This is a genomic window from Caulobacter sp. RHG1, from assembly GCF_013181195.1.
Lineage (GTDB): Bacteria > Pseudomonadota > Alphaproteobacteria > Caulobacterales > Caulobacteraceae > Caulobacter.
Map to the genome: position 1 here is coordinate 380,342 of NZ_SMZP01000001.1, position 14,436 is coordinate 394,777.

The 14,436-nt window shown below is 67.0% G+C and carries 15 protein-coding genes; 10 read left to right on the forward strand and 5 right to left on the reverse strand.

Features of this window, described 5'->3' with window-relative positions; genetic code table 11:
• Positions 1-16 precede the first annotated feature (16 nt).
• On the reverse strand, positions 17-1,354 hold the full coding sequence (locus E1H18_RS01690) for a dicarboxylate/amino acid:cation symporter (protein WP_172263073.1): 1,338 nt from the start codon (positions 1,352-1,354) through the stop codon (positions 17-19).
• A 181-nt stretch (positions 1,355-1,535) separates the two neighbouring features.
• On the reverse strand, positions 1,536-2,906 hold the full coding sequence (locus E1H18_RS01695) for a sugar MFS transporter (protein WP_172263075.1): 1,371 nt from the start codon (positions 2,904-2,906) through the stop codon (positions 1,536-1,538).
• A gap of 232 nt (positions 2,907-3,138) precedes the next feature.
• Between E1H18_RS01695 and E1H18_RS01700 the strand changes: the two genes are divergently transcribed.
• The gene (locus tag E1H18_RS01700) at positions 3,139-3,306 is read left to right on the forward strand and encodes a hypothetical protein (protein ID WP_172263077.1); all 168 of its coding nucleotides are present in this window, start codon (positions 3,139-3,141) and stop codon (positions 3,304-3,306) included.
• Between the two features lie 11 nt (positions 3,307-3,317).
• Here the strand turns inward: E1H18_RS01700 and E1H18_RS01705 are convergent, their stop codons facing one another.
• Positions 3,318-4,631 (reverse strand): FAD-dependent oxidoreductase, encoded by a 1,314-nt coding sequence (locus tag E1H18_RS01705; RefSeq protein ID WP_172263079.1) that lies wholly within the window; start codon positions 4,629-4,631, stop codon positions 3,318-3,320.
• A 263-nt stretch (positions 4,632-4,894) separates the two neighbouring features.
• On the opposite strand from E1H18_RS01705, the gene E1H18_RS01710 reads away from it, so the two are divergent.
• The 3 genes from E1H18_RS01710 to E1H18_RS01720 are packed head-to-tail and all read left to right on the forward strand — an operon-like array spanning position 4,895 to position 6,497.
• Complete coding sequence (locus E1H18_RS01710; protein WP_172263081.1) at positions 4,895-5,473, forward strand: rhomboid family intramembrane serine protease; 579 nt, start codon at positions 4,895-4,897, stop codon at positions 5,471-5,473.
• Positions 5,474-5,528: 55 nt separating this feature from the next.
• Positions 5,529-6,008 (forward strand): hypothetical protein, encoded by a 480-nt coding sequence (locus E1H18_RS01715; protein WP_172263083.1) that lies wholly within the window; start codon positions 5,529-5,531, stop codon positions 6,006-6,008.
• Between the two features lie 27 nt (positions 6,009-6,035).
• Complete coding sequence (locus E1H18_RS01720) at positions 6,036-6,497, forward strand: hypothetical protein (RefSeq protein ID WP_172263085.1); 462 nt, start codon at positions 6,036-6,038, stop codon at positions 6,495-6,497.
• Here the strand turns inward: E1H18_RS01720 and E1H18_RS01725 are convergent.
• Complete coding sequence (locus E1H18_RS01725; protein ID WP_172263087.1) at positions 6,494-7,117, reverse strand: glutathione S-transferase family protein; 624 nt, start codon at positions 7,115-7,117, stop codon at positions 6,494-6,496. The two genes, E1H18_RS01720 and E1H18_RS01725, sit on opposite strands and share 4 nt — an antisense overlap.
• A 99-nt stretch (positions 7,118-7,216) precedes the next feature.
• Between E1H18_RS01725 and E1H18_RS01730 the strand changes: the two genes are divergently transcribed.
• The 5 genes from E1H18_RS01730 (at position 7,217) to E1H18_RS01750 (ending at position 12,869) form a co-directional block, all read left to right on the forward strand.
• Positions 7,217-8,596 carry an MFS transporter gene (locus E1H18_RS01730; protein WP_172263089.1) on the forward strand — a complete coding sequence of 460 codons (1,380 nt, stop codon included), beginning with the start codon at positions 7,217-7,219 and terminating at the stop codon, positions 8,594-8,596.
• A 108-nt stretch (positions 8,597-8,704) separates the two neighbouring features.
• The gene (locus E1H18_RS01735; RefSeq protein ID WP_172263091.1) at positions 8,705-10,207 is read left to right on the forward strand and encodes an MFS transporter; all 1,503 of its coding nucleotides are present in this window, start codon (positions 8,705-8,707) and stop codon (positions 10,205-10,207) included.
• Between the two features lie 55 nt (positions 10,208-10,262).
• Positions 10,263-11,018, forward strand: a complete 756-nt coding sequence (locus E1H18_RS01740; protein WP_172263093.1) for a DUF6683 family protein — start codon at positions 10,263-10,265, stop codon at positions 11,016-11,018.
• Positions 11,019-11,070: 52 nt separating this feature from the next.
• Entirely contained in the window at positions 11,071-12,381 is a 1,311-nt protein-coding gene (purB, locus tag E1H18_RS01745) for an adenylosuccinate lyase (RefSeq protein ID WP_172263095.1), read from the forward strand.
• Positions 12,378-12,869 (forward strand): DNA-deoxyinosine glycosylase, encoded by a 492-nt coding sequence (locus E1H18_RS01750; protein WP_172263862.1) that lies wholly within the window; start codon positions 12,378-12,380, stop codon positions 12,867-12,869. Before purB ends, E1H18_RS01750 begins: the two co-directional genes overlap by 4 nt.
• A 66-nt stretch (positions 12,870-12,935) precedes the next feature.
• Here E1H18_RS01750 and E1H18_RS01755 read toward each other — a convergent pair whose 3' ends face one another.
• A complete protein-coding gene (locus tag E1H18_RS01755) occupies positions 12,936-13,253 on the reverse strand; it encodes a DUF1476 domain-containing protein (protein WP_172263097.1) in 318 nt (105 codons plus the stop codon).
• Positions 13,254-13,629: 376 nt separating this feature from the next.
• On the opposite strand from E1H18_RS01755, the gene purC reads away from it, so the two are divergent.
• Positions 13,630-14,388, forward strand: a complete 759-nt coding sequence (purC, locus tag E1H18_RS01760) for a phosphoribosylaminoimidazolesuccinocarboxamide synthase (RefSeq protein WP_172263099.1) — start codon at positions 13,630-13,632, stop codon at positions 14,386-14,388.
• Positions 14,389-14,436: the final 48 nt, after the last annotated feature.

Here is a 14,436-nt window from a genome sequence, read left to right on the forward strand (position 1 = left end):
AAGCAACCGCACTCGCCTATTCCGCGGCGTGCAGGGCGGCTTCAACCGGCACCCGGCCGGCGTTGTAGACGTCCAGGTCCAGGATGCCTTCGCGCTTGGCCACGATGGTCGGGACCAGGGCCTGGCCGGCGACGTTCACGGCGGTGCGGCCCATGTCCAGGATCGGGTCGATGGCCAAGAGCAGACCCACGCCTTCCAGAGGCAGGCCCAGGGTCGACAGGGTCAGGGTCAGCATGACCACCGCGCCCGTCAGGCCCGCCGTCGCCGCCGAGCCGATCACCGACACGAAGACGATCAGGAAGTAGTCGGACCACGCCAGATGCACGCCGAAGAACTGGGCCACGAAGATCGCGGCGATGGCCGGATAGATCGCCGCGCAGCCGTCCATCTTGGTGGTCGCGCCCAGCGGCACGGCGAAGGCGGCGTAAGCGCGCGGCACGCCCAGGCTGCTCTCGGTCACGGCCTCGGTCACCGGCAGAGTGCCGATCGACGAGCGCGAGACGAAGGCCAGCTGGATCGCGGGCCAGGCGCCCTGGAAGAAGCGGATGGGGTTGAGGCCGTTCAGCGCCAGGATCGTCGGGTAGACGACCAGCAGCACCAGAGCCAGGCCGACATAGATCGCGCCGGTGAACGCGCCCAGCTGGCCGAGCGTGGTCCAGCCGTATTGCGCCACGGCGTTGCCGAACAGGCCGATGGTGCCGATCGGGGTCAGGCGGATCACCCACCACAGCACCTTGCGCACGATCGCCAGGGCCGAGGCGTTGAACTTCAGGAAGGCCTCGCCCGCCTCGCCGACCTTCAGGGCCGCGACGCCGGTGACCAGCGAGATCACCACGATCTGCAGCACGTTGAACGAAAGCGAGGTCGAGGCCCCGCCGTCCGTCACCTTGGTCGAGGCGGCGATGCCCAGGATATTCAGCGGCACCAGGCTGGTCAGGAAGTCGAGCCACGATCCGCGGGTCTTGGGGGCCACGGCAGCGGCGGCCTCGACCGTGGTGTGCAGGCCCGGCTGCAGGATCAACCCGAGGGCGATGCCGATGACCACGGCGATCAGGGCGGTGACGGCGAACCAGAAGAGCGTGCGCCAGACGAGGCGCGCGGCGTTCTGAAGCTGGGCGATGTTGGCGATGCTGGCGACGATGGCCGTGAACACCAGCGGCGGCACCAGGACGCGAAGCAGCTGGATGAAGATCACGCCGATCTGGTGCAGCGTCTCGGCCAGGGCGTAACCCGCCTGCCCTTCGGCCGGCCCGAGGTTGCGCGCGACCAGACCCAGGGCCAGGCCCAGGACCATGGCGGCCAGGACCTGAATCCCGAACCCACTGATGAAGCGGCTGCTCTTCTGCGCGGCCATGGACGATCCCCTTTAGTACCTGCGCCATTAATGTCGTGCCGCGCACTGGGAATTACGACCGAGGTTTTCTTCGAAGCCCTTGCAGGAAAACTGATCTGCCTAAAGAGGCGGCAGATCCGGCAAAAAAGAACCCCGGAAAGACAGGCTTCCCGGGGCGCTTGCAGGTAAATCTTTCGAGCGGTCAGTGGCCGGCGGCCACGCCTTCCTCGATGACGTGGGTCGGAGCCTTCTTGGCGACCAGCGCGAACCACAGGACGTAGAGGTAGCAGGCCATCGGCGCGACGAAGGCCAGGGCCTTGGAGCCGGTCATCTCCTCGATCTTGCCGAACACCAGCGGCAGGAAGGCGCCGCCGACGATAGCCATGCACAGCAGACCCGAGGTCGCCGACGCCGGGGCCGACGAGCGCTGCAGGGTTAGGGTGAAGATGGTCGGGAACATGATCGAGTTGAACAGCCCGATCAGCAGAGCCGCGAAGGCGGGGATCAGACCCGTCGTCACGGGAACCGTGGCCAGCAGCAGGTTCAGCGCGCCGTCATGGGCGCTGGGGGTCATGTCCTTGGTCAGGATCACCACCAGGCACAGGGCGATGGCGCCTACGGCTACCACGGTCAGCAGCACATAGTCCTTGATCGATTTCAGCAAGGCGGAGCCGGCGAAGCGGCCGATCATGGCGAACAGCATGAAGAAGGTGGTCATCTTGCCGGCCTGCTCGGCGGCGATGTTCAGCACGTGGGCCTGCTCGATGAACAGCAACAGGTTCAGCGACACCGCCACCTCGGCGCCGACATAGAGGAAGATGCCGATTGCGCCCAGATTGGCCCATTTGGACGACAGGGCGGTCAGCGGGTTGACGAACTGGCCGGTCTGCGGCGCGGCCTGGGTAATCTTGTGGCGCACGAAGAAGATGGCGAGGATGAACAGGGCCAGGCCGACGCCGATGGCGAAATAGACGTTCGAGACGAAGCCCAGAGCCTGCTCCCGCATCGGCTGGGTGATCGTGATCCCCTTCTCGAAGATCTCGCCCTTCAGCAGGAAGTTGGCGCCGAACCACAGGCCACAGGCCGCGCCCAGCGAGTTGAAAGCCTGCGACAGGTTCAGGCGGAACGAGCTGTCCTCGGGCTTGCCCATCGAGGCGATCAGCGGGTTGGCGGCGACCTGCAGCAGGGTGATGCCCGAGGCCATGACGAACAGCGCCGTCAGCACCAGGGCAAAGGTGTGCAGCTTGGCTGCGGCGATAGCGATGAAGCAGCCCAGCACGATGCCGCCCAAGCCGACCATCACGGACTTGGCGTAGCCGGCCTTGGACAGGAAGGCGGCCGAGGGCATCGACATGACGCCATAGGCGATGAAGAAGGCGAAGCCGGTCAGGTTGGCTTCGACCGGGCTGAGGGTGAAGACCGTCTTCATGGTCTTCAGCAGCGGGTCCAGCAGGTTGGTGACCAGCGCCCAGATGAAGAACAGGCACGTCACATAGACGACGGCCAACTTGAGCCCGCTGCCCTTCGGGGCGGCTCCAGAGGCAGAGGATTTTGCGATCGCGGCGTCGGTCATCGGGCGACGCCCTCGCGTTCGAAGTTCAACCCAATCACTGACCACTCCCTAAGTGACGATGTTTTCGAGTCCGTCTTGGCGCGGACCCCATCATTCACCGGAACCTTGACAACGTTGTCAAGGCCTGTGGTAAACCTTCTTCGCCTATTACTCCGACTTTTCGATTTCGTCATCGCCTGACGCGGGAACTTAACGCCGATTTCCCCGCTTCATCAGCAAACGGGAGTGCAGCATGTCCGTCGTGGCGATCCTTCTGATTTCCAGCGTCTTCGTGATCGCAGCCATCGTCGGCCTGGCGGACGCGTTCGTGCACTTCGTCTGCTGGGTCGCCGGCAAGGCGATCGCGCGCGAAGAGGCGGCCGAACCGGCTGGCGCGCCGGCTCAGGGAATTACAGCCTAGCTTCAGTGAGGTCAGGCCGCCTTGCGGTCGATCACCTGAACATCGCGCATCGCCGTACGTGCGCCCGTGTAGCCCGCGTCGGCGTCGACCGCCCACACGTCATGCAGGATCTCGCCGGCGACGATGTTCTCGGCCGTCAGGATGCCCGTCATCACCGCATGCTCCTGCTGACCGGCGCGATGCAGGCCATTGCGGCCGACCAGGTGCAGCCCCGGGAAGCCCATCTTCAGGTCCAGGCGGATCATCTTCAGATGCTCGGCGCTGTCCTCGTCATGGATCGGCGCGGCCTTGCGCTGTCGCGAGACCTGGGCGCCGAGCCCGTCCACCGACAGGCCCATGACGGCGGCCTCGTGCTTGGCCTGAGCGATCAGCTCCTGGTCCGACGAGACCCAAAGGCCATCGCCTTCGAAGCAGTAGTATTCCAGGCTGGTCACCGCGCCTCGGGTCTCGACGCGAGCGGCCTTCACCGCCGGGTCGTGAACATGGATCGTCGCATCCGCCGACGTCTTGGTCGCGGTCAGCGTCACGGTGATCAGGTCGCGGTACATCAGCTCGCCAGCGTGGAAGAGGCTGATAGGGGTCGGGCAGATCGACTGCATCAGCGCGCGCAGCGGGGCCGAGGAGACGACGTTCTCGGCCGTGTAGATCTCCTTGCGGCCATCGGCGCAGGCGACCGACACGGTCCAGATGCGAGCCAGCTTGTCGTAGTGCAGGCCGTCGACCTTGCGGCCCAGACGCACCTCGCCGCCAAAAGCGACGATCTTCTGCGCGCAGGCCTTCCACAGCGCTCCGGCGCCGTCGCGAGGACAGCGGACGGTCTCGTCGCGCGCGGCTGGCTGAACCAAGCCATCGGCCGGGATGGCGTCGCACGGCATGCCCCACACCTTCTCGGCATGGGTCTTGAAGAAGGTGGAGAACAGGCTCTCGCCGAAGCGGTTGCGTCCGTGTTGCTGCACGGTGGCGGGCGCGGCGATCGGGTTCAGCCGGGCCCAGCCCAGCGAGGCGGCGCCCTTTGCGGCCTTCCAGACGCCCAGATGGGACAGGGCCTCGAAGGCCTTCAGCGGATAGGCGTAGAACTTGCGGCCGTGATAGAGGCGCGACGCCCGCGATCGCTCGACGAAGCCGTCCGGCAGGATCTCGTCCCAGAGGGCGACGACCTCCTGGTTCTTCGACGAGACGGTGAAGCCGTCGCGCACGAGACCGCCGACCGACGTCGGGTCCATCTCCAGCACGGTCACGGCGCGTCCGGCCTTGGCCAGGACATAGGCGCTCGTCAGGCCCGCCGGGCCGCCGCCGATCACCAGGGTTTCCACGTGCTGGGCCATGCGCCCCTCCGAAGGTCCGTTTCCCCTGCACGATGAGGCTGAGATGGTTAACGCCGGGATCCACAGGCGTGGTGAATCCCGGTTAATCGTGAAGACGGGACGTTTGGCCGCACCGGCGCCGCTTGGCCGCCCCGACACAACATCCGAGCGCGTTTTCCAAAGCACAGCCATTGCGATCCCAGCCAACGTCGGGGACTGTTCGCGCGGGGCTTCGGAGGGTGAGAATGCCGCGATCCGCATCGCGAGGCGCGCTGTCTCCGTTATTGATCTGGGCAGCCAGCCTTGTCGCGGTCTGGTGCGCGACGGCGGCTGCGCTGCATCAGCCGCCCTGGGTCCAGCAGGCTTCGCGCGACCTGCTTCCGTTCGGCGTGATCAAGGGGATCTACTTCGAGCCAGCCCAGGCCTGGCGGCTGGTCGCCTCGCAATGGCTGCACGTCAAGCCGCCACACATGCTGCTCAACGCCGTGATCCTGGGCGGGGTCGGCCTGTGCGTCGAGCGGCGCTGGGGAGGCCTTTGGCCGGCCCTGGTCGCCTTGACCGGCGGGACGCTAAGCCAGGCGCTGCTGGTGCGGCTGGAACCGCAAGCATTCCTCTCAGGCGCTTCGCAGGCCTACATGGCGCTGTGCGGCTTTGCGCTGACGGCCGGCGGGATCGGACGGATCGGCCTGGGCATGGCCTGGGCGGGTGTGGCGGTCGGCGTCGCTTTGGACGTCTTCGTCAGCGGCCACGGCGCGCTCAAGGTCGGGCATCTTTTCCCGCTGGTCTTCGGCCTGGCGTGCGGCTTGATCGCCCGCCTGTTAGCCGCACGTCGTCCAGCCGACACTTCGGACGCATCCTTCTGACGACCAGCGACGTTGTGGAGATCGAGGGACCTTCACTGGCGAGGAATTCGCAAACATGGCTCGTCTAGCCGTCATCAGCCTGGTCGTCGGGGCCCTGGCCCTACCCGCCGCGCTCGCGCCCGTCGAGGCCAACGCCGCCTCCTGTTCCAGCCGCAAGGCCACCGGCACCGTGCTGGGCGGCCTGGGCGGCGCCCTGGTCGGCAACGCCATCTCGGATGGCGGCGGCGGCCTGATCGTCGGCGGCGTCGGCGGCGCCTTGATCGGCCGTCAGATCGGCAAGAGCGGCTGCCGCAAGCGCGTCACCACCACCTATTACGACTCCGGTCCTCGGGCGGCGCGCGCAGCACAGCCCGCGCCGGTCCAGACGGTCTATTACGACCACATGGGCAATCCGGTCGCGCGCGGCGAGGTGCGCAACGGGACCTTCCAGACGGTGTCCACCGGCTCGAACGCGGCCTGCCGCACCGAGACGCGGTCCTATTACGACGAGCGCGGCCGCCTGACCGAGCGTCCGGTCCAGATCTGCGCCCGATAACAAGCCTTGACGAGGAAATCCCAGACCATGATCCGCACGCCCGTGATCGCCGTCCTCGCGCTGACCGCCCTCGGGCTGGCGGCGTGCGGAGAGCATGACGCCACCATGGCCAACGCCAAGATCTGCACCGACTTCAAGACCGCCACGCCCAGCGCCAGCGCCGCCGCCGATCCGGCCACGCCGGTCGACGAATGTACGCGCCGCTGGGCCTACAGCCTGGCCGGTTCCAAGGACAGCGCCGAGGTCGTGGCCGAGGCGGTCGTGGCCGCCTGCGCCCCGGCGCTCAGCCGCTGGAACCAGGCCTCGCTGGGCCAGGCGCCCGGCGCGAGCGGCGACCAGGCGCTGAGCCTGCGCACCGGCCAGCCGACCAACCCCCTGGCCGAGCACAGCGCCTTCGCCGAGGGCCGCGCCCTGCTCTACGTGGTCCAGGCGCGCGCCGGCCGCTGCAAGCCGCCGCCGGCCGAGAACGGCGTGCCGACCGGCCTCTAGGCCTTCGCTTCGGCGATCGCGTCGCGCTCCCACTCCAGGAACTCGGGTGTCGCCAGCAGGCGCTCGGCATAGGCCTTGGCGTCGCCTGACAGGTCGACGCCATAGGTGCGGAAGCGCGACGCCACCGGCGTGAAGAAGGCGTCGGCGATCGACCATTCGCCCAGCAGGAATGGACCGCCCGAGCGCTGGAGCAGCTGGCTCCAGCGCTCGACGATCTTGCGCACGTCCTTCTGGGTGGCTTCGGAGAGGTCCGGCTTGCTTGGCGCCGCGTCCAGCGCCATCGGGCATTCGCCGCGCAGCGCCTGGAAGCCCGAATGCATCTCGGCCGCCACTGAACGACCCACAGCCCGCAGAGCGGGGTCGTCCGGCCACAGCTTCGCCTCAGGGAACGTCTCGTGCAGGTACTCGCAGATCGCCAGCGAGTCCCAGACCACCAGCTCGCCATCCTTCAGGGCCGGGGCCAGCTTGCTGGGCGAGATCTTGCCGATCTCCGCCGTCGTCACCTCGCCCTGGCGCAGTTCGACCAGGATCTCCTCGAATGGAACGCCCAGGCGCTTCAGCACCAGCCACGGCCGTAACGACCAGGTGGACCACCGCTTGGTGCCGATCACGATTTCCATGCGCTCACGCCCTTTTTCCGGTTTCGGGTTTGTCATCGCCCCTAACGTAAGCCTAGGGTGGCCTCAACAATTAGAACAACTGTTCGAGGGAGTGAGACCATGGCGAAAGACGCCGCGACTGCGCCTGCAGCACCAGCCGCGGAGCCGCCCGCCACAGCGGTCCCCTCCCCGCTGATCACGCCCGTCTCCACCGCCTACCGACGATACGCGCTGTGGATCCTGCTGATCATCTACACCCTGAACTTCCTGGATCGGCAGGTGGTCAACATCCTGGCTGAGCCGATCAAGCAGGAATTGGGCCTGGCCGACTGGCAGCTGGGCATGATGACCGGCCTGGCCTTCGCCATCTTCTACACCATCCTGGGCATCCCGATCGCTCGCCTGGCAGAACGCAAGAACCGACCGGTGATTATCGGCGTCTCGGTGGCGGCCTGGAGCTTCTTCACGGTGCTGTGCGGCTTCGCCCAGAACTTCTGGCACCTGATCCTGGCCCGCATCGGCGTGGGCGTCGGCGAGGCCGGCTGCACCCCGCCCGCCCACTCACTGATCACCGACTACGTGCCAAAGGAGAAGCGGGCCAGCGCGATCGCCTTCTATTCGATCGGCACCCCGCTGGGCTCGCTGCTGGGCATGGCCATGGGCGGGCTTGTGGCGGACGCCTATGGCTGGCGCGTGGCGTTCATGGTCGCTGGCGCGCCCGGCGTGATCTTCGCCCTGATCGCCGCCTTCACCCTGGTCGAGCCCCGCAAGCGCCTGATGGCGGATCTCGCCGCCCGCGCCACGCCGCAGATCACCTTCGGCGCCGCTCTCGCCGTGCTGATGGCCAAGAAGACCTTCTGGCTGGTGGCCTTCGCCGCGGCGATCAAGGCCTTCATCGGCTATGGCCAAGCGCCGTTCGCCGCCTCGTTCTTCTTCCGCAACCACACGGCCGAACTGGCCAGCCTGGCGGCGATGTTCGGCCTGAAATCGACGGGCTTCCTGGGCCTGGCCCTGGGCCTGATCGGCGGCACGGCCGGCGTGATCGGGGCCTGGCTGGGCGGGGTGATCGCCGACCGCTACGGCTCCAAGGACATCCGCGCCTATGTCGTGGTGCCGGCCATCGCCTCGCTGCTGGCCATTCCGTTCTACCTGGTGGCGATCAACCTGCCCCAGGCTGTGCCGGCCATGGCGCTGCTGGCCATCCCGATCCTGCTGGGCACCCTGTGGTACGGCCCCGTCTACGCCACCGCCCAGAGCATCGTCGACCCGACCATGCGCGCCACCACCTCGGCGGTGCTGCTGTTCATCATCAACCTGATCGGCCTGGGCCTGGGTCCTGTCGGCGTAGGCCTGATGAGCGACTTCTTCGCCGGCCCGCTGGGCCTGGGCTCAGCCGAGGGCGTGCGATGGGCGCTGATGGTCTCGGCCGGCATGGGCCTGGTGTCGTTCTGGCTGTTCTGGCGGGCCCGCAAGACTATCGCCGAGGACATGGTGGCCTAGCGATCTGGAGGCGCCGGAGGCCTTGTAAAATAGCCTCTGGCGCTTTGGCTTCCGCTGCGTCTACAGTCCCTTCAAGAATTAGAACAAATGTTTGAAGGGAGAGTCAGGATGGCCGACGCGCGTGCGTCCGGCGGGAGTTCGCCCGTCTATACGAATGGCTACAAAGCCGCGGTGCTGGGGCTGCTTCTGGCCACCTACACCTTCAACTTCATCGACCGGACGATCATCGCCACCATCGGTCAGGCCATCAAGGTCGACCTGAAGCTGACCGACACCCAGCTGGGCCTGCTGGGCGGCCTCTACTTCGCCCTCCTCTACACTCTGCTGGGCATTCCGATCGCCCGCTTGGCCGAGCGGTTCAACCGGGTGACGATCATCTCGGTGTCGCTGGTCATCTGGTCGGGCTTCACCGCCCTGTGCGGCGCGGCCAGCAGCTTCGCCCAGCTGGCTCTGTTCCGCTTCGGCGTCGGCGTCGGCGAGGCCGGCTGCTCGCCGCCCAGCCACTCGCTGATCAGTGACTATTACGAGCCCAAGAAGCGCGCCTCGGCCCTGTCGATCTATTCGTTCGGCATCCCGCTGGGCACGATGTTCGGCGCGGTCGCCGGCGGCTGGCTGGCCACCGAGTTCAGCTGGCGCGTGGCTTTCGTCATTGTCGGCCTGCCCGGCATCATCCTGGCCCTGATCGTCAAGCTGGTGATCAAGGAGCCGCCGCGCGGCCACTCCGAGCTTGTCGAGACGCCGCTGGAGGCCGAGGACGTGGTCGTCGAGGCGCCGGCCAAGCCCGCCTTCTCGCTGGCCAACGAGTTCAAGGAACTGTGGGCCGTCTCCAAGGTGCTGTTCGGCAAATGGCCGGTGCTGCACATGGTGCTGGGCGTGACCATCGCCTCGTTCGGCTCCTACGGCTCGGGCGCCTTCGTGCCCTCGTATTTCGTGCGGGCCTTCGGGCTGAACCTGGCTGAGGTCGGGCTGATCGTCGGCCTGATCGGCGGCTTCTCGGCCGGCGTCGGCACCCTGGTCGGCGGCTTCTTGAGCGACTGGGCCGCCAAGCGCAGCGTCAAGTGGTACGCCTGGACCCCGGCCATCGGCCTGATCGTCTGCACGCCGATCTATATCCTCGCCTACCTGCAGACCGACTGGAAGGCGACGGCGGCGATCCTGCTGATCCCGGGCATCTTCCACTATGTCTACCTGGCCCCGACCTTCGGCGTCGTCCAGAACTCGGTCGAGCCGCACCGCCGCGCCACCGCGACGGCCTTGCTGTTCTTCTTCCTGAACCTGATCGCCCTGGGCGGCGGGCCGGTCTTCACCGGCTGGCTGATCGACCACCTGGCGCAGTACCACTTCAATGTTCCGGACGCTGGCGGCGTGGTCCACAGTCTGCTGGCCTCCTTCGGCCAGACCGGCGCGACCAGCTTCGCGGCGGCCTGCCCCGGCGGCGTTGCGCCGGCCGGTTCCCCAGCCGAACTGGCCGCGCAGTGCCGCACGACCCTGGCGCTGTCGAGCCAGCAGGGGATCATCATCTCGCTGTGCTTCTACGCCTGGGCGGGCGTCCACTACGCCCTGGCCAGCATCGGCATGGTCAAGCACATGAAGGAACGCGCAGGCGCCTAAGCGCAACCGAACGCCAGGCTGGACCGTTGGACCGACGGTCCAGCCTGGAGACGTCATGTCCGCCCCCCGCTTCACCGCACCCCTCGCCTGCCTGACGCTGATGATCGCCGCCTCGCCCGCCCTGGCGCGGCAGGACTATGCTTGGCAGGGGTTCGCAGCGGCGGACGCCATGAACACGCTGCACCACAACCTGCTAAACCGCACGAACGAGGCCGCTCAGGAGCGTCGCGACAGGGCCGCTGGCCGGCGCCCCGCCGCGCGTCCGACCCCGTCGACCGCCCTCCCGGCCAACCAACTGACCTTCCGCCGGGATCCAGCCGTCACTCGCGCGGTGCAGGCCGACCTCGTCCAGCGGGTCTCCAAGCGCGACGCCGTCGCCGGTCGCGCGCTGTCACAGGATCTGGCCCGCCAGGATCCCATCACCGTCGCCACGCCGGTATTCCGCCGCTTTGGCCTCGACACCGGCAATGTCGTCGACGCCACGGCGATCTACTTCATGGGCATGTGGGGCGTGGCCAACAACGTCGAGGCCCAGATGAGCCCGACCCAGGCCCGCGGGGCCCGGGCCCACGTCGCCCGCACGGTGAACTTCGCCGGCATGGGCCTGAACACCCCCGCCGCCCGCCAACGCTACGCAGACAGTCTGGTCTATCAGGCGCTGCTGATGGACGCCGCCATCGAGCGCGCCCAGAACCAGAAGGACACCGCCCAACAGCGCGCCCTGGCCGACGCCGCCCACGGCCACATGGTCAGCCTGGGCCTGGACATGCGCAAGCTAGCCATCACCGATCAGGGCTTCGTCTCGCGCTAAGTAATAAGCCTCTTCCCTTGACTCCCCGGCCCTCCCGGCCGAAACGCCGCCCATGATCAGCCGCTACGCCCGCCCCGAAGCCGCCGCCATCTGGTCCAGCCAGACCAAGTACAAGATCTGGTTCGAGATCGAGGCCCACGCCGCCGACGCCATGGCCGAGATCGGGACCATCCCGAAGCTCGCCGCCGAGACGATCTGGGAAAAGGGCCGCGACGCGGTCTGGGACAGCGACCGCATCGACGAGATCGAACGCGTCACCAAGCACGACGTCATCGCCTTCCTGACCCACGTGTCGGAAATCGTCGGTCCGGAAGCCCGCTTCCTGCACCAGGGCATGACCAGCAGCGACGTGCTGGACACCTGCTTCGCCGTGCAGCTCAGCAAGGCCACCGACCTGCTGCTGGAAGACGTCGACCTCGTCCTGGCCGCCCTGAAGCGCCGCGCGCTCGAGCACAAGATGACCGTCTGCGTCGGCCGCAGCCACGGCATCCACGCCGAACCGATCACCTTCGGCCTGAAGCTGGCCGGCTACTACGCCGAGTTCCAGCGCGCCAAGGAGCGCCTGGCCATGGCCAAGTTCGAGATCGCCACCTGCGCGATCTCGGGCGCCGTCGGCACCTTCGCCAATGTCGATCCGCGCGTCGAACAGCACGTGGCCGACAAGATGGGCCTGGCCGTCGAGCCGGTCTCGACCCAGGTCATCCCGCGCGACCGCCATGCGGCCTATTTCGCAGCCCTGGGCGTCGTGGCCTCGTCGGTCGAGCGCCTGGCCACCGAGATCCGCCACCTGCAGCGCACCGAGGTCCTGGAAGCCGAAGAGCCCTTCGAGGTCGGCCAAAAGGGTTCGTCGGCCATGCCGCACAAGCGCAACCCGATCCTGACCGAGAACCTGACGGGCCTGGCCCGCCTGGTCCGCTCGGCCGTGGTCCCGGCGATGGAGAACGTCGCCCTCTGGCACGAGCGCGACATCAGCCACTCGTCGGTCGAGCGCGGCATCGGTCCCGACGCCACCATCCACCTCGACTTCGCCCTGCGCCGCCTGGCCGGCGTCATCGAGCGCTTCAACATCTATCCCGACAACATGGCCAAGAACCTGGACAAGCTGGGGGGCCTGGTGTTCTCGCAGCGCGTCATGCTGGCCCTGACCCAGGAAGGCGTGTCGCGTGAGGACGCCTACGCCGCCGTCCAGGGCAACGCCATGAAGGTCTGGCGCGGCGAAGGCCGCTTCCTCGACCTCTTGAAGGCCGACGAGACCGTCTCCAAGGCCCTGTCGGACGAGGCGCTCGAGAGCCTGTTCGACCTCGGCTACCACACCAAGAACGTCGACGTGATCTTCGACCGCGTGTTCGGGGTTCAGGGCTGATCCGCAAGGCAGGCTTCCCGGCGGTCGTCGACGCAAGCACTCGCGTCCTGATCCTGGGCAGCCTGCCGGGCGAGGCCTCGCTGGCCGTACAGCAGTACTACGGCAATCCCAGGAACGCCTTCTGGCGGCTAATCGAGGGCGTGTTGGGCACGTCCCTGGTCCCGTTGGCCTACGAGGACCGCCTGGCGACCCTGCTGGCGCATCGCGTGGGCCTGTGGGACGTCATCGCCGAAGCCGAACGCCCCGGCAGCCTCGACGCCGCCATCCGCGATCCCGCAGCCAACGACCTCCTGGCCTTGATAGACACCCTGCCCGCGCTGCGGTTGGTGGCCTTCAACGGTGGGACAGCGGCCAAGCTCGGCGGCCGGCTGATCGGCGACCGCATCCTCACCCTGGCCCTGCCCTCCTCCAGCCCGGCCCACGCGGCGCGGACCTTCGAGCAGAAGGCGCAGGCGTGGAACGCGCTGCGCGATTCCCTGAGAACCTGACGTCCGGCCAAACAAAAAGGCCGCCCCCGAAGGAGCGGCCTTGTTCGTCTCGGCTTGTGACGAAGCTTACTCGCCAGCCTTGATCTGCTCGCGGGCCTGGGCCAGCAGCTCGGCCATCTTCATGCGCACTTCGCTGTCCGAAACCGACACGCCCGAGCCCTTCAGGTCTTCCGAGACCTTGCGGAACACGTCTTCGTCGCCCGGCTGTTCGAAGTCGGACTTCACCACGGCGCGTGCGTACTCCTCGACCGTCGCCAGGCCCATCAGGCCGGCGGCCCATTCGCCCAGCAGGCGGTTGCGGCGCGCGGTCGCCTTGAATTCCAGTTCGTTGTCGTGCGCGAACTTGCGTTCGAAGCCCTGTTCGCGTTCGTCGAAGGTGGTCATGAGGGCCCCAAAGTCGCCAAGAGCCTGTCGGGTCCCGACAGGCTCCAATTCTAAACGTTTAGAGCATGATGGTCGCCGAAACCGGCGTCCACTTTCGGCTATCATGCTCTTCCGCCGGCTGCATATCCCGTGGCGGTCTCCACCGCAATCGGCCCTGAAGCCGCAGGCGACGTTTCGGTGGCCTCTTAGACCAAAAAGACCCACCCGTGTTTGCGCCATAACGCCCCTTCAGGTAGGTTCCACAGGACATTTTCAGTGAGCGGCCTTGAGTCGAACGCCGCGCGCAGCTATCCGCCGCGCGCGCTTTTCGTTTCTCCGGAGAAAGTTTCCGGACCTTGGCCGAGCGCGCGCTTCCAGAAGGGCCTCGACGAGAGCCATGACCACCCGCCGCAAGAAGATTTACGAAGGCAAGGCGAAGATCCTGTACGAGGGGCCCGAGCCCGGTACGCTGATCCAGTACTTCAAGGACGATGCGACGGCCTTCAACGCCCAGAAGAAGGCGGTCCTGGAAGGCAAGGGCGTCATCAATAACCGCATCAGCGAGTACATCATGACTCGCCTGAACGGGATCGGCGTCCAGAACCACTTCATCCGCCGCCTGAACCTGCGCGAGCAGCTGATCAAGGAAGTCGAGATCGTCCCGCTCGAGGTCGTGGTGCGCAACATCGCCGCCGGCTCGATCGCCACGCGCCTGGGCCTGACGGAAGGTCAGCCCCTGCCCCGCTCGATCATCGAATTCTACTACAAGGACGACAAGCTGGGCGACCCGATGGTGTCCGAAGAGCACATCACCGCGTTCAACTGGGCCGCGACCCAGGAGATCGACGACATGATGGCCATGGCGCTGCGGGTGAACGACTATCTGTCGGGCCTGTTCAGCGCCGTCGGCATCACGCTGGTGGACTTCAAGATCGAGTTCGGCCGCATCTACGAGGGCGACTTCTCGCGGATCATCCTGGCCGACGAGATCAGCCCCGACAGCTGCCGTCTGTGGGACAGCGTCACCAACGAGAAGCTGGACAAGGACCGCTTCCGTCGCGACCTGGGCAACGTCATCGAAAGCTATACCGAGGTGGCCCGCCGCCTGGGGATCATGAAGGAAATGCCGACCGTCATCCAAGGCGGCGTGCACTAAGCCTTCGGTTCCGAATTTGCCGCGACCGGCCGTGTCGCGAGGGGAGAT

What these genes read in the sequence shown, in the direction of transcription:
- purC (WP_172263099.1), top strand. Translation starts at nt 13,630, where the DNA reads ATGACCACCCGCCGCAAGAAGATTTACGAAGGCAAGGCGAAGATCCTG.
- E1H18_RS01715 (WP_172263083.1), top strand. Translation starts at nt 5,529, where the DNA reads ATGGCTCGTCTAGCCGTCATCAGCCTGGTCGTCGGGGCCCTGGCCCTA.
- E1H18_RS01695 (WP_172263075.1), bottom strand. Translation starts at nt 2,906, where the DNA reads ATGACCGACGCCGCGATCGCAAAATCCTCTGCCTCTGGAGCCGCCCCG.
- E1H18_RS01735 (WP_172263091.1), top strand. Translation starts at nt 8,705, where the DNA reads ATGGCCGACGCGCGTGCGTCCGGCGGGAGTTCGCCCGTCTATACGAAT.
- E1H18_RS01730 (WP_172263089.1), top strand. Translation starts at nt 7,217, where the DNA reads ATGGCGAAAGACGCCGCGACTGCGCCTGCAGCACCAGCCGCGGAGCCG.
- E1H18_RS01725 (WP_172263087.1), bottom strand. Translation starts at nt 7,117, where the DNA reads ATGGAAATCGTGATCGGCACCAAGCGGTGGTCCACCTGGTCGTTACGG.
- E1H18_RS01700 (WP_172263077.1), top strand. Translation starts at nt 3,139, where the DNA reads ATGTCCGTCGTGGCGATCCTTCTGATTTCCAGCGTCTTCGTGATCGCA.
- purB (WP_172263095.1), top strand. Translation starts at nt 11,071, where the DNA reads ATGATCAGCCGCTACGCCCGCCCCGAAGCCGCCGCCATCTGGTCCAGC.
- E1H18_RS01720 (WP_172263085.1), top strand. Translation starts at nt 6,036, where the DNA reads ATGATCCGCACGCCCGTGATCGCCGTCCTCGCGCTGACCGCCCTCGGG.
- E1H18_RS01705 (WP_172263079.1), bottom strand. Translation starts at nt 4,631, where the DNA reads ATGGCCCAGCACGTGGAAACCCTGGTGATCGGCGGCGGCCCGGCGGGC.
- E1H18_RS01690 (WP_172263073.1), bottom strand. Translation starts at nt 1,354, where the DNA reads ATGGCCGCGCAGAAGAGCAGCCGCTTCATCAGTGGGTTCGGGATTCAG.
- E1H18_RS01755 (WP_172263097.1), bottom strand. Translation starts at nt 13,253, where the DNA reads ATGACCACCTTCGACGAACGCGAACAGGGCTTCGAACGCAAGTTCGCG.
- E1H18_RS01740 (WP_172263093.1), top strand. Translation starts at nt 10,263, where the DNA reads ATGTCCGCCCCCCGCTTCACCGCACCCCTCGCCTGCCTGACGCTGATG.